Source organism: Brevundimonas sp. (genome assembly GCF_046295075.1).
Classification (GTDB): domain Bacteria; phylum Pseudomonadota; class Alphaproteobacteria; order Caulobacterales; family Caulobacteraceae; genus Brevundimonas.
Window position 1 is genome coordinate 66,369 of record NZ_JBKBOC010000016.1, and the last position, 13,803, is coordinate 80,171.

General features: G+C 66.4%; 7 protein-coding genes. 5 read left to right on the forward strand and 2 right to left on the reverse strand.

From position 1 onward, the window contains the following. Positions 1 to 89 precede the first annotated feature (89 nt). Both ACK4MH_RS12555 and ACK4MH_RS12560 read right to left on the reverse strand, forming a co-directional pair. On the reverse strand, positions 90 to 3,254 hold the full coding sequence (locus ACK4MH_RS12555; RefSeq protein WP_409718883.1) for an efflux RND transporter permease subunit: 3,165 nt from the start codon (positions 3,252 to 3,254) through the stop codon (positions 90 to 92). A gap of 2 nt (positions 3,255 to 3,256) precedes the next feature. Beyond that, the gene (locus tag ACK4MH_RS12560) at positions 3,257 to 4,405 is read right to left on the reverse strand and encodes an efflux RND transporter periplasmic adaptor subunit (RefSeq protein WP_409718885.1); all 1,149 of its coding nucleotides are present in this window, start codon (positions 4,403 to 4,405) and stop codon (positions 3,257 to 3,259) included. Positions 4,406 to 5,175: 770 nt separating this feature from the next. On the opposite strand from ACK4MH_RS12560, the gene ACK4MH_RS12565 reads away from it, so the two are divergent. The 5 genes from ACK4MH_RS12565 to ACK4MH_RS12585 all read left to right on the forward strand — a co-directional run. Further along, positions 5,176 to 8,034, forward strand: a complete 2,859-nt coding sequence (locus tag ACK4MH_RS12565; RefSeq protein ID WP_409718887.1) for a TonB-dependent receptor — start codon at positions 5,176 to 5,178, stop codon at positions 8,032 to 8,034. Between the two features lie 55 nt (positions 8,035 to 8,089). After that, positions 8,090 to 8,827, forward strand: a complete 738-nt coding sequence (locus tag ACK4MH_RS12570) for a FadR/GntR family transcriptional regulator (RefSeq protein WP_304936798.1) — start codon at positions 8,090 to 8,092, stop codon at positions 8,825 to 8,827. A 143-nt stretch (positions 8,828 to 8,970) separates the two neighbouring features. After that, the gene (locus ACK4MH_RS12575) at positions 8,971 to 11,163 is read left to right on the forward strand and encodes a polysaccharide lyase 6 family protein (protein WP_409718889.1); all 2,193 of its coding nucleotides are present in this window, start codon (positions 8,971 to 8,973) and stop codon (positions 11,161 to 11,163) included. After that, on the forward strand, positions 11,160 to 13,400 hold the full coding sequence (locus tag ACK4MH_RS12580) for an alginate lyase family protein (protein ID WP_409718891.1): 2,241 nt from the start codon (positions 11,160 to 11,162) through the stop codon (positions 13,398 to 13,400). Before ACK4MH_RS12575 ends, ACK4MH_RS12580 begins: the two co-directional genes overlap by 4 nt. A gap of 57 nt (positions 13,401 to 13,457) precedes the next feature. After that, positions 13,458 to 13,803: MFS transporter (locus ACK4MH_RS12585; protein WP_409718893.1), on the forward strand; the 346-nt coding region annotated here is incomplete at its 3' end.

The following is a 13,803-nucleotide window of genomic DNA, read 5'->3' on the forward strand; positions in this document are numbered from 1 at the left end:
TGTTCGCTAATGGCGCAGACCTGCTGTCCAGCCTGTGCGACGGCTCCGAATTTGGCAACGTCGCACAGGCGTCTTTCATTCGCTCCGGGTCAGTGGTGATCCGGAGCGGCTCGCCACCGCGCCGCAAGAACGGGCAGGACGATCAGTGTCAGCAGCGTGGCCGTGGTCAGCCCACCGATGACCACGGTGGCCAACGGCTTTTGCACCTCAGCCCCCGAGCCCGCCGCAAAGGCCATGGGCACAAAGCCTAGCACCGCGACCAGAGCTGTGGTCAGCACGGCGCGCAGGCGGCTGACGGCGCCGTGAAGTGCGGCCTCGGCCGGTGGGTCGCCCTCGGTCAATCGCTCCTTGATGGCCTGCATCAACACCAGGCCGTTCAGCGTCGCCACGCCGGACACGGCGATGAAGCCGACCGCCGCGCTGATCGACAGCGGCATCCCGCGTAACGCCAGCGCCAGAGCGCCGCCGACCAGGGCCAGGGGCACGCCCGCGAAAACCAGGGCGGCGTCCTTCCACGACCGCAGCGCCAGCACGAGCAGCAGGCCGATGGTCAGGAAGACGATGGGCACAATCAACGCCAGGCGGGCCGAGGCGCGCTGCAGGTTTTCGAACTGGCCGCCCCAGTCGATCCAGCCGGACGGCGGCGGTTGGACCTGATCTGCGACCTTGCCTTGAGCCTCGGCGACGAAGCCGCCCAGGTCGCGGCCGCGAACGTTGGCCTGGACGATCATGCGACGCTTGCCGTCGGCGCGGCTGATCTGGTTCGGCCCCTCGGCCACGTCGAAGCGGGCGACCGAGGACAGGGGGACGGTCGGGGCGCCCGCCTGGGCGTTCTCGGGCATGACCGGCAGTTGCTCCATGACGGTCGGATCGGCGCGCAGGGCGTCGTCCAGCCGCACCACCACATCGAACCGCCGGTCGCCCTCGTTGATCTGACCGGCGGCGCGACCAGCGAAGGCTATAGCCAGGGCGTCGGCGGCGTCGGAGGCATGGACGCCCTGCGCCGCCGCCACGGTGCGATCGACGCTGGCGGTGATGGTCGGCTGGCCCGACACCTGTTCGACCCGCACGTCCGCCGCGCCTTCTATGCCATTCAGGACGACCGCGACCTGCTGGGCTGTGCGGTCCATGGCCGCGAAGTCGTCGCCATAGATCATGACCGCCACGTCCGACCGGACCCCGGCGATCAGTTCGTTGAATCGCATCTCTATGGGCTGGGTGAACTCATAATTGTTGCCCAGCAGGGTCGACAGTCGCACCTCCATCTCCGCCACTAGGTCGGCCTTGGCCAGTTGCGGCTCGGGCCAGTCGCGGCGGTCCTTCAGGATGACGAAGGTGTCCGAGATCGACGGCGGCATGGGGTCCGACGCCACCTCGGCGGTGCCGGTGCGGGTAAAGACCCGCTCGACCTGCGGCATGGCCTTCAGCGTGCGCTCGACCTGGAACTGCATCGCCTGGCTCTGTTCCAGCGAGGTCGAGGGCACGCGCAGGGCCTGGACCAGGACGTCGCCCTCATCCAGTTGCGGCACGAACTCACGGCCCAGCGTCAGGAAGACGATCAGGCCGGCGAGAAGCGCGACGCCCGCGCCGGTCATGACCAAGCGAGGTCGGGCGATGGCGCGCTCCAGCAGCGGCTGGTAGCGGGCTTTGGCGGCGCGGGTCAGCCGGGTCTCCTCATGATCCGCCTTGGGCTCCTTGACCAGCAGGGCGGCCATGGCGGGCACGAAGGTGAAGCTGAGAACGAAGGCGGCGGCCAGGGCCAGCATGACAGTGGCGGCCATCGGCCCGAACATCTTGCCCTCCACCCCCTCGAACATCAGCAGGGGCGCATAGACCAGAAGGATGATCGCCTGACCGAAGGCGGCCGGCCGCGCCATCTCGCGCGCCGAGGCGGCGGCGACGGACAGACGTTCGGCGACGGTCAGCGGACGGCCGGCCTCGGTGCGCTTCAGACCCAGACGGCGCAGGGTGTTCTCGATCACCACCACGGCGCCATCGACGATCAGGCCGAAGTCCAGTGCGCCAAGGCTCAGCAGGTTGGCGCTGATGCCGAACCGGTTCATGGCCGAGGCGGCGAACAGAAAGCTGAGCGGAATGACCAGGGCGGTGATGATCGCCGCCCGCACATTGCCGAGTGCGAAGAACAGCACGGCGACGACCAGCAGGGCGCCCAGCAGCAGGTTGTGCTCGACGGTGCGGATGGTCGCCTCGACCAGTTCGGTCCGGTCCAGTTCGGGGCGCAGGCGCACGCCGGGCGGCAGGCTGGGGGTGATCTCCTGAAGGCGGGCGCCGACGCGGCGGGCCACCTCGCGCGAGTTCTCGCCCTGCAGCATCAGGGCCGTCCCGACCACGGTTTCGCGGCCGTCGGCGCTGGCGGAGCCCAGGCGTGGGGCGCGACCGATCTCGACCGTCGCCACGTCCGACACGCGGATCACCTGGCCGCCCCGGTTGAGGATCGGCGTCTGGGCCAGATCGTTCAGGCTTTTCAGACGGGCGTCGGCGCGCACGATATAGGCCTCGCCCGCGCGGTTGACGTAGCCCGCGCCGGCGATGCGATTGGCGTGCTCCAGCGCCTCGACCAGTTGCACTAGGCCGACGCCATAGGCGGCCAGGCGGCTGGGGTCAGGATGGACCGCATATTCCTTCACATAGCCGCCCAGCACGTCCACCCCGGCGACGCCGGGCACGGTCTTCAGCTGGGGCGCGACGATCCAGTCCTGGACGGTGCGCAGATAGGTGGCCTTCTCCTGGTCGGTGACCAGCCGCTCGCCCTCGGGCGTGACATAGACGGCGCCGGGCCGGGCCGCAGGGCCGGTCAACTCCAGGGTCCAGATATAGACCTCGCCCAGGCCGGTCACGACCGGTCCCATCGAGGGCGAGAGACCCTCGGGCAGGTCTGCACGTGCGCCCTGCAGCCTTTCGTTGACCAGGTTGCGGGCGAAATAGATGTCGGTCGCGTCGGTGAAGACGGCGGTGATCTGCGAGAAACCATGGCGCGACAGGGACCGCGTCTCCGTCAGGCCGGGCAGGCCCGCCAGCGCGGTCTCCAGCGGGAAGGTGACCTGGCTTTCGACCTCCTCCGGTCCCAGCGCCGGCGCGACGGTGGTGATCTGCACCTGTCGATTGGTGATGTCGGGCACGGCGTCGATGGGCAGGTGCAGCAGTTCGCGCCCGCCCAGGATGGCCAGCACCACGGCCAGTCCGACGACCAACCAACGGAAACGCACGGAGGCGTCGATGATCCGGTTCAGCATGATCAGTGTCCGTGCTCGGCTTCGCCCTTGGCCAGTTCGGCCTTGAGCAGGAAGGCGCCGACGCCGGCGATACGCTCGGCGCCGGTCAGCCCGGACACGATCTCGATCCGACCGTCGGATGTTCGCCCGGTCACGACCGGCCGCGCGCGGAACCCGCCGCCTTCCTGAACGAAGACGGACGGCGCGCCCTCTAGGGTCTGCACCGCGTCCAGCGGCACGACAGGCGTTCCTGTCCCGACGCCGGCCGAGATGCGAGCCGAGACGACGGATCCCGCGGGGGGGACATCGCCGGACGGACGGGCGCGAACGATGACGACGCCGCTCGCATTGGCCGGCGCGATGGCGATGACGAGGCCCGACACGACGCGCGACCCGGCGACAGTGCTTTCCAGCGTATCGCCGACCTTCAGGATCGCGGCCGCCGCAGGCGGGGCCTCGAACATCAGTTCGACACGGCCGGCGTCGGCGACGGCGGCGACTTGCAGCGCCTCCTCGTGCAGCACCTGGCCGGGCGCCGCGCTCAGGCGGGTGACGACGCCGGCGATGGGGCTACGCACCACCGTCAGCCCATCCGGCCCTGGCGCGCCGAATGCGCCGACGCGAGCGCGGGCGGCGCGATGCTCGGCTTCTGCGCGGCGGGTATCGGCGGCGGTGACGTCCAGCCGGGCCTGCGAGACCCAGCCCTGTTCGAACAGGGTGCGGTCGCGACGTTCGGCGGCCCGGGCCGCCTCGACCGTCGCGCCGGCCGCGTCCGCGTCGGCGCGGGAGGCGGCGCCGTCCGGGCTGCGCACGGTGATCAGCGGCGAGCCGGCCGCCACGCGATCGCCCAGGCCGACATGGACCCGCACAACAGACCCGCCCAACGGGGCGTCGACGGCGGCTTCCGCGCCGGGCGCAAAGGCGACTCGACCCGGCAGCTTCAGTTCTGCTCCGCCGCCACGCTGCACGGTAATGACGGAGACGCCGGCCTGCGCCGCCTCCTGGGGCGTCAGGGCGACGAAGGCCTCTTCGCCGGCTTCTTCGGCGTGGCCCGCTTCGGCATGGTCGGCCTCGGTCGGGGGACGGTCCAGAATGCGGGCGGCGCCGAAGCCCGCAGCCAGGGCGATGACGACGGCGGCGCCGGTCATCAGCCAGTGTTTCTTCAAGGTCATGATCGATCCTCGCCCGGCGCACGGCCGGGCCCAGAGTTCAGGACGCGCGGCGTCTCCGCCACGCGCAGGGCTCAGGAAGGGCCGGACGCGAGGTCCGGCCGAAGATCAGGTTCTGGGAGGCCGCTCGGGACCTTCAGGCCGCCCAAGCGGAGAGGCGACGCTGTCGCTCCAGGCTTGAGGCTGGCCAAAGAGCGCGACGAAACGCGGCGTCGCGACATCGTTGGACACGGCGGAATGCGGCGCATGGCAACAGCCGTTGGCGCACGCGGGGCCGCAATCGGGGCACTGGACGTCGCCAGCGGACGCTGCCTCGGCGACCTGTATGTTGGCCGGCGACTCCGCAGCGCAGGCGTGGCTTTCGGAAGCGGGCATGGCGAAGACCAGCGTCAGCAGCAGGGTGCTGACGAAGCCAAATCGACGGACCATTTCTCGCAGAGGCCTCAGCATTGAAGGGGCTCTTATCACCAATGGTCAGCGAAGTCGTCGCTGCAAAAGGCGGCTCTTCACCAAGCCGCAGGAAGAAGTGAGGGGCTGTAGTCGTGGACATGGGCGAGCTGCAGCGCAGTCCACAGCTCCCTGGACGGGACCTTCTTCCGAGCCGTCCTCACCTACGAACCCGACGCTGACAGCATCAGGCCTCGCCTGAAACGGACCAATTGGTTTGTTTATTCTATGCCGAAGATTGGAGATCTGGTCTATTAATGCATTGACATGTTGGTCTATTCCGCGCGACGGTCCGGTAACAAAAATGAGGCTCTGGGAGGCCCGGGATGAAGCGTTCGTTCGTGACGAGTGGATCCGCATGTCTGGTGCGTGGCGGAAAATACATAATGCTGGGGGGCGTCTCGGCCCTGTCGCTTGCCGGCGCCGCCATGGCGCAGGACGCTGGCGCAGGCGCCACGTCCGTCGATGAGGTTGTTGTCACCGGGACGCGACGTACCGTTCAGACCTCTATCGAGACCAAGCGTGGATCGGCAACCATCGTGGACGCCCTGACGGCGGACGAAATTGGCGACCTGCCGGCCCTGTCGGTCGGTGAAGCCATCGAGACCATCACCGGCGCGGCGTCCCACCGCGAAAAGGGCGGTGCGTCGGAGGTGTCGATCCGCGGCCTGGGGCCCTTCCTTGGAGCCTCGACCTTCAATGGTCGTGAAGCGACGAACGGCAGCGGGGACCGCTCGGTCAACTTCAACCAATTTCCGTCCGAGCTGATCAATCAGATCAAGGTGTACAAGACCCAGCAGGCCGACTTGGTGGAGGGCGGTGTCTCCGGTCTCGTGGAGCTGGGCACGCTGCGGCCGCTGGATTTCAACCGCAGGCGCATCCAGGTCGAAGGCAAGCTGAACTTTAATCCCTATGATGACCGGCTATTGCAGCCCAATGGTCCCGGCTATCGGGGGACGATCAGCTATGTCGATCAATTCGATGCAGGATCGCTCGGACGGATCGGTTTGTCGCTGGGTTTCCAGCGCAATGACGTTACGAACCCGGAGGAAGTCTATAACGCCAGCAGCACCTGGTACGCCTGTAATGACGCCCAGACTGCGGCTGGAAACTGCGCCGAAGTGAACCGCGGCCAAGCGGCGGCGGGGACGCCTTTCTATCTTGTGCCTGGGAGCTACATCTTCCGCCAGATCCAGGAGGATGACACCCGCGACGCCTGGTTCGGCGCCCTGCAGTGGCGTCCGAACGATCGACTGAACATCAACCTCGACTACCAGTACTCGGATCGATCCTATAACGAGCGACGCTCGGAGTTGGGAATTTCCGAGGCCCGTTACGGCCTGACCAATCGGGTGGTGAACGCGGACCACGTCCTGGAGGCGGTGAGCGGCAACAGCTCGATCGAAGTCAATTCGACCTTCAAGAACCGCTCGGAGACCTATGAAGGGGCGGGGCTCAACATCGAGTACGATGTCACCGACGCCCTGACGATCAAGGCGGACGTCTCTTGGTCGCATACGCTTCGAAACGAGACGGATCGCAACGTCCGCCTCAGATCCGATCCGCTGGATATCTACGGCAACCGAACGGCCCTGAACAATCAGCGTGTGCCCTACACCATGGATCTGCGTAACGGATCCGTGCCGACTTTCACCATCGATCCGCGGTTCGACATCAACAACCACGATCTCTTCAGCGACGACGCGCGCATCCGGCGCGACCAGAGTCAGAGGGACCATGAGATCATGGCGGCGCGCTTCGACGCCACCTATCGGCCGACCGGCGGGCTGTTCACCGCCTTCGACGCCGGCGTCCGCTACTCCGAGATGACCTTCACCGACTTCGACAACCGCGTGGAGTTCACCCAGGATGACCGCGCGGTCGACCGGGCTGCGAACCTGGCCTGCCGCCGCGCCTTCCCGCAGCGCGACTTCCTGAAGATTTCCGAGTCCAACAGCATCAACAGCTGGGCCTCGTTCGACGCGGTCTGCCTGTTCGAGGCCTATGCGGGCACGCCCGACACGGGCTTGCCGCTCGACATCCGCGCGGTGGAGAACCGTGACGTCGCCGAGGACGTCCTGGCCGCCTACGGCATGGCCAGTTTCGAAACCTCGCTGGGCGCCTTGCCTGTCCGCGGCAATCTCGGGGTCCGCGTCGTCGACACCCAGGTGACGTCCAAGGGCCTGCGCGCCGACCTGGATGTCGTCAACAATCCGGACGGAACGATCAGTCTCGTCCCCACCGGTGCATTCGACGAGGTGGTCATCGAGGCCGGCACGACGCGCTGGCTGCCGAGCCTCAACCTGACCTTCGAACTCAAGGAGGATCTGCTGCTGCGCGCAGGGGTCTTCCGCGCCATGTCGCGGCCCGCGCCAAGCGCCCTGGGCGCGGGACGGATCATCACCGTGGACACGGGGACGGACTACGCCAGCGTCGAGGACGCGGTGCGCAACATCACCGCCAACGGCAGCCCGCGTCTTGAGCCGCTGATGTCTTGGAACGCCGACCTGTCGCTGGAATATTACGCCAACAAGGACTCGCTCTACAGCCTGGCGGTCTACGCCAAACAGTTCACCGGCGGCTTCCAGCCGGTCGCCTATGACGAGAGCTTCACGATCGACGGTCAGACCGTCGTCGTTCCCGTGACCCAGACGGAAAACAGCGACGACGAAAGCACGCTATTGGGCTTCGAAATCACCGCCGCTCACAGGTTCTCGAACCTGCCCGCGCCGTTCGACGGCCTGGGAACCAAGATCAGCTACAGCTACGCCGATCTCGATTTCGAAAATCAGGATGTCCGTTTGGGCGACATCGTCGATGCCGCCACGGGTGAAGTCACCGAGGGGATTATTCCTCCGGCAGGTCTGTCCGGCATGTCCAAGCATGTGTTGTCTGCGCAGCTCTACTACCAGATCGGCAAGCTCGATCTGCAGGCCATCTACAAATACAGGTCCGACTATTATCAGGATTTCGTGGGTGGAAACGCGCAGCTTCGCTATGTCCACGGCGTCGGCACGACCGACCTTCGCGCCAGCTACGCCATCAACCGCAACGCTCGCGTCCAGGTCGAGGCGGTCAATATCACCGACGAGCCGCGGATCGAGGACATGCCGGTCTGGGGCAGCACGCGCGGCTACTACGCCTACGGCGCGAAATACTATGCCAGCCTGCGTTATCGCTTCTGATCATGGGGGCGTCGGACCGATTGGCCCGACGCCCTGGTTCGGCTAAGCTGGGGTCATGAGGCAGACCCGTCTATTCCATTCCGTGGCCGAACAGATCGTCCAGTTGATCGCGACCGAAGGTCTCGGTCCAGGCGCAAAGCTGCCGGGCGAGCGTGAACTGGCCGATCGCTTCGGCGTCAGCAGGGTCACTGTGCGCGAGGCCGAGTTGGCCCTACAGGCTCAGGGCAAGCTCTCGATCAAGACCGGTTCGGGCGTCTTCGTCTGTGCGGACCGAAGCCGTCCCGAGGGATTGCCGACGGTGAGCGCCTTCGAGGTGACGGAGGCCCGCTCGCTGTTCGAGTCCGAAGCCGCAGCACTGGCGGCGGCGGTCATCCAGGACGAGGCCTTGGCGCGTCTCGACTATCTCGTCCAGGCTATGGACGGCAGCAATCCGGATCTGGATCCCGACACGGCGGATCGCGAATTCCATCATGTTATCGCCGCGTCGGCCAACAACGCCGCCGTGCTCCACACCATCGAAAACCTCTGGCGGATGAGGACCGAACAGCCTCACGTAATGGCGGCGCACAAGGCGGTCTGCGAGATCGACGATTCCTCGCGGGTCGCCGAACATACCGCCATTCTCGACGCCCTGAAGGCCCACGACAGCGCAGGGGCCCGACGCGCCATGCGCAACCACTTCAACCGGCTGCTCTCGGTCATGCTGGACGCCAGCGCGGCCTCGGCGATGCAGGAACTGGAACGGCAGATGGCCGCCAGCCGCGAACGGTTCATGATCAGCACGCGAGGCTGATTGTGATGGACCAATTGGTCTGAAAATAATCACAAAGTACTGAACCAAATGGTTGGACTTCTCGGGGTTCACTGGTAGCGTCTTCCTCGACCGGAAAGGTCTGAAGGAGTTCGGCGGTACAAGCCGGACCGTGGGAGACGACCATGTTGGCAAGGCTGGCGGCGACTGCCGTCCTGTTCTGGTCCGGCGCCGCGGCGGCGGAGACCTCGACCCTGGTGAAGACGCCGGCGGAATATCAGCGCGCGGTTCGAGCCGCCCAGCCGGGCGACACCATCCGTCTCGCAGACGGCGAGTGGCGCGACTTTCAAATTCTGTTCGAGGGCGAAGGGCGGCCGGATCGCCCCATCACCCTCACGGCGCAGACGCCGGGGCGGGTGATCCTGTCCGGCCAGTCCAATCTGCGCCTGTCCGGCCGCCAACTCGTCGTTTCCAATCTGGTGTTTCGCGACGGCTGGTCGCCGACCGGGGAGGTCGTCTCCTTCAGGCGGTCGCGCGACCGCAGGGCGATCGAAAGCCGGGTGACCGGCGTGGTGATCGACGGCTTCAACAAGCCGGATCGCGCCGCCTCCGACAACTGGGTGGCGATGTACGGCCAGGATAATCGCTTCGATCACAACCATCTTGTCGGCAAGACCAACCTCGGCACGACCCTGGTGGTGGTCCGCGACGCGACGCAGGGGCTCGAAAACCGCCACCGCATCGACCACAACTATTTCGGCCCGCGGCCCAACCTCGGCTCAAACGGCGGCGAGACCCTTCGGGTAGGGACCAGCGCGGATTCGCTATCGGCATCTCGCACACTCGTGGAGGACAACTGGTTCGAGGGTTGCGACGGCGAGGTCGAGATCGTCTCCAACAAGTCCGGCGGCAATATCTATCGCGGCAATGTCTTCTTCCACTCGCGCGGCGCGCTGGTTCTGCGTCACGGCGACGGCAATCTGATCGAAAACAATGTCTTCATCGGCGGGGGCAAACCCCACACCGGCGGTGTGCGCATCATCAATCGCGACCAGACGGTGCGGAACAACTATATGCAAGGCCTGGCCGGAGACGGTTTCGCTGCGGCACTGAGCGTCATGTACGGCGTGCCGGAGTCTCCGATCAATCGCTACCACCCCGTGGTCGGGGCGGTGATCGAGAACAATACCTTGATCGATGTACGCAGCGTCCTCCTCGGCGTCGGCATGGATGAAGAACGGTCCGCCGCGCCGCGCCAGACGCGTTTTGCCGACAATCTCATCGTCGCGACCGCCGAGGGCGCGGACCCCGTGCGAGGCCAGGGCGATCTGTCGGGTTTCGCCTTCTCGGGCAATATCCAGAGCCCGACGGCCTCGGCGACTTTGGCCGACGGCGTGACGGGACGGCAGGTGCGTCTTGTCTCCGGCCCTACCGGCCTGATGCTGCCGGAAGAGACCGTCGGCGTCGGAGCGGACGTCAGTCTCCGTCCGATCTCCAGGACCGAAGTCGGCGTGAGTTGGTACCCGAAGGACGCAGCGACGGTTCGGCTGGACAGCGGAAACGCCGTCCCAGTGCGGCCGGGGGAGGGGACGCTGGCTGTCGCGGCTGAGGCTGCGGCGCCCGGTGACCGACTGGAGCTTGCAGCGGGCCGGTACGAGGTCGATCGGACCCTCAGCCTGGACGCGCCGTTGACGGTTCAGGGGCCAGCCGACGGTGTGGCCGAAATCACCTTCTCCCGCCCTGCCCTATTCCAGATCGAGGCCGGGGGCTCGTTGAGGTTGTCGCGGGTGTCGGTGTCTGGCCGGAGCGCGCCGGACGAGATCGGCAACGCCCTGATCCGCGTGCGGCCGGGATCGAACGCCGCCAACTATGAGCTGATCCTGGAAGACAGCCGTATCGAAGGGCTGACCGTCAATCGGGGGTTCGATGTGATCTCGACCGGCAAGGGCAGCATGGCCGCCCTGATCGCGCTGCTGCGAATGACGATTTCCGACGTCTCCGGCGCCGTCGTCTCGGCGGCCGCTGAGACCGACGACAAGGGCGCCTATAACGCCGAGCGGGTCGAAATCGAGGGCGGCGTGTTCCGGCAGGTCGGCGGCGGCGTCGTCGATCTCTATCGCGGCGGAACCGACGAAAGCACCTTCGGCCCGACGCTCAAGGTGTCCGGCGCCCTGTTCGACCATGTGGGGTCGCCAGAGATTCCCGCTGTTCTGATGCGGGGCGTCCAGCACGCCGAACTGCGTGACAATCGCCTGATCGACAGCGGTCCCGTCCGTTTCACCCATACGGTCGGCGATCCCGTCCTTCTGGTTTCAAACAACCAGTTTGTGCGCACGCCTGACCTCCAATCCGACCTTGCTGCGGAGACCGCCCGATGATTCCTGGCCGCTCACTCGCCTTCATCCTGACTGTCGGCGTCGGCGTCGGCGCGATTGCGTCTGCTGCCCTGGCGCAGGCTCCGACGACCGTCGTCCTGTCCGGCGCCGTCCAGACCGCGTCTGCCGACGACGCAGGCCCCGTGCTCGTTTCGCCGTCCGATTGGCGGACCATGGCCGAGACCGGCGCGCGCTATCCGCTGTTCGCCGCAGAACAAGCGCGCGTCGAACGCGCCGTCCGCGCCGCCATGGCGCGACCGATCAATGTGCCGATCCCCAAGGACCCTGGCGGGGGCTTCACTCACGAACAACACAAGCGAAACTATCAGGCCATCTACAACGCCGGCGCCCTCTACCGCCTGACCGGCGACAAGGCCTATGCAGACCATGCGCGGGACGTCCTGCTGGAATACGCCAAGCTCTATCCGACGCTCGGCGCCCACCCGGCGGGGCGGGGCCAGATCCCCGGTCGGCTGTTCTGGCAGACGCTGAACGACTCCGTCTGGCTGGTCTATGCAAGCCAGGGATACGACGCCATTCGCGACACCCTGTCGGCCGAAGATCGCAAGACCATCGACGACGACGTCTTCCGACGCATGGCGCGCTTCCTGTCGGACGAGACGCCGCTGAACTTCGACCGTATCCACAACCATGCGACCTGGGCGGTCGCCGGTGTGGGCATGACGGGCTACGTTCTGCGGGACACGGACCTGACGGAAAAGGCGCTGACCGGTCTGGCGAAGACCGGGGAGGCGGGCTTCCTGCGTCAGATCGACCAGCTGTTTTCGCCTGACGGCTACTACGAAGAAGGGCCCTATTATCAGCGCTACGCCATGGCGCCCTTCATCATCTTCGCGCGCGCCGTCGATCAGAACGAACCCGAACGCGGCATCTTCCGTCACCGGGACGGCGTGCTTCTGAAGGCGGTCGATACGCTGATACAATCCAGCTACGCCGGCTATTTCATACCGATCAACGACGCCATTCTCGACAAGGGCCTGGACACCGAGGAACTCGTTGCGGGGGTCGCGGTCGCCTATGCGCGCACCGGAGAGCCGGGTCTTCTTTCGATCGCCGAGGCGCAGGGGCGCACCCTGCTGTCGCCGGACGGGTTGAAGGTCGCTCAGGGGCTGGCCGAGGGCGCGCCGGAGCCCTTCGCCTTCAGATCGGTCATGCTGCGGGACGGCCCGGATGGCGAAAGCGGTGGACTGGGCATCCTGCGATCCGGCGGTCCGGACGGGCAGGCGCTGGTGTTCAAGGCCACGGCCCAGGGCATGGGCCATGGCCATTTCGACAAGCTGAACTGGCTCTTCTACGACAACGGCCGGACGGTGGTGTCCGACTATGGCGCAGCGCGCTTCCTGAACATCGAAGCCAAGGCGGGTGGCATCTATCTGCCCGAGAACACTTCCTGGGCCAAACAGACCGTCGCCCACAACACCCTGGTGGTGAACGAGGCCAGCCATTTCGGCGGCGACTGGCGCGTCGGCGAGGCGCGGCCGCCTGAGCGGCTGGTGTTCGATACGGACGAAGACACCCAGATCGTGTCGGCGCGGCAGACGGGCGCTTACGAAGGCGTTGTCTTCACCCGCACCCAGGCTCTCGTGCGTCATCCTGAACTCGGTCGGCCGGTGGTCGTCGATCTGCTGCGTGTCAGCGGCGACCGGCCCGCGCGGTACGACCTGCCGCTACACTATAACGGTCACATCATGACGGTCGGTTTCGACGCGCAACGCGCTCTGGCCGCCCGTCCGATTCTCGGCGCCGCCAATGGCTATCAGCATCTCTGGGTCGACGCGTCGTCCGAGCCAACGACGGAGGCGCGCAGCCTTACCTGGCTTCTGGACGGACGGTTCTACACCTACCGGTTCGCGGCCGACGCCCCGTCACGCGCCATTCTGGCCGAGAGCGGAGCCAATGACCCGGACTTCAACCTGCGGCGCGAACCGTCCCTGATCCAGCGCGTGGATGGTCAGAAGGATGTCAGCTTCGTCGGCGTCCTGGAGCCGCACGGACTCTACGACGGAACGGCCGAAACCGTCACCGGGGCGGCCAGCGGCGTGCAGTCGATCCGACAGGTCCGTGGCGACGAAGCGACCGTGGTCGTGCTGACCCTGCCGTCGGGCAAGCGGCTCGTGCTCGGCATCGCCGACGATCCGGCGGAGGGGCGTTCGCACACGGTTTCGGCCGATGGTCAGACCTACCAGTGGACCGGCGCCTGGGCGCGCCTGGATCGATAGAGGCCGGCGCATCGCGACCGACCCGAGACATGGGCCCGAGACATGGGAGTGAGGACTATGCAGAAACCATCCGCCATCCGGTGGGCCATCATCGCCCTGATCGCAGTGGCGACGGTGATCAACTACATCGACCGCAATGCGCTCGCGGTGATGTGGCCGGAGATCGCCGGCGAGATCGGTGCGACCAAGGAGGACTACGCCCTTCTCGTCACCATCTTCATGCTCTTCTACGCGGCGGGACAGTTCGCTTTTGGCCGGCTGTTCGATCGGATCGGCACCCGACTGGGGTTCGCCTGGTCGATCGGCGTCTGGTCGATCTCCATCGCCCTGCATTCGGTGGCCGGCTCCATTGCGGCATTCAGCGTCTTCCGCGCCATGCTGGGGATCAGCGAGGCCGGCGCCT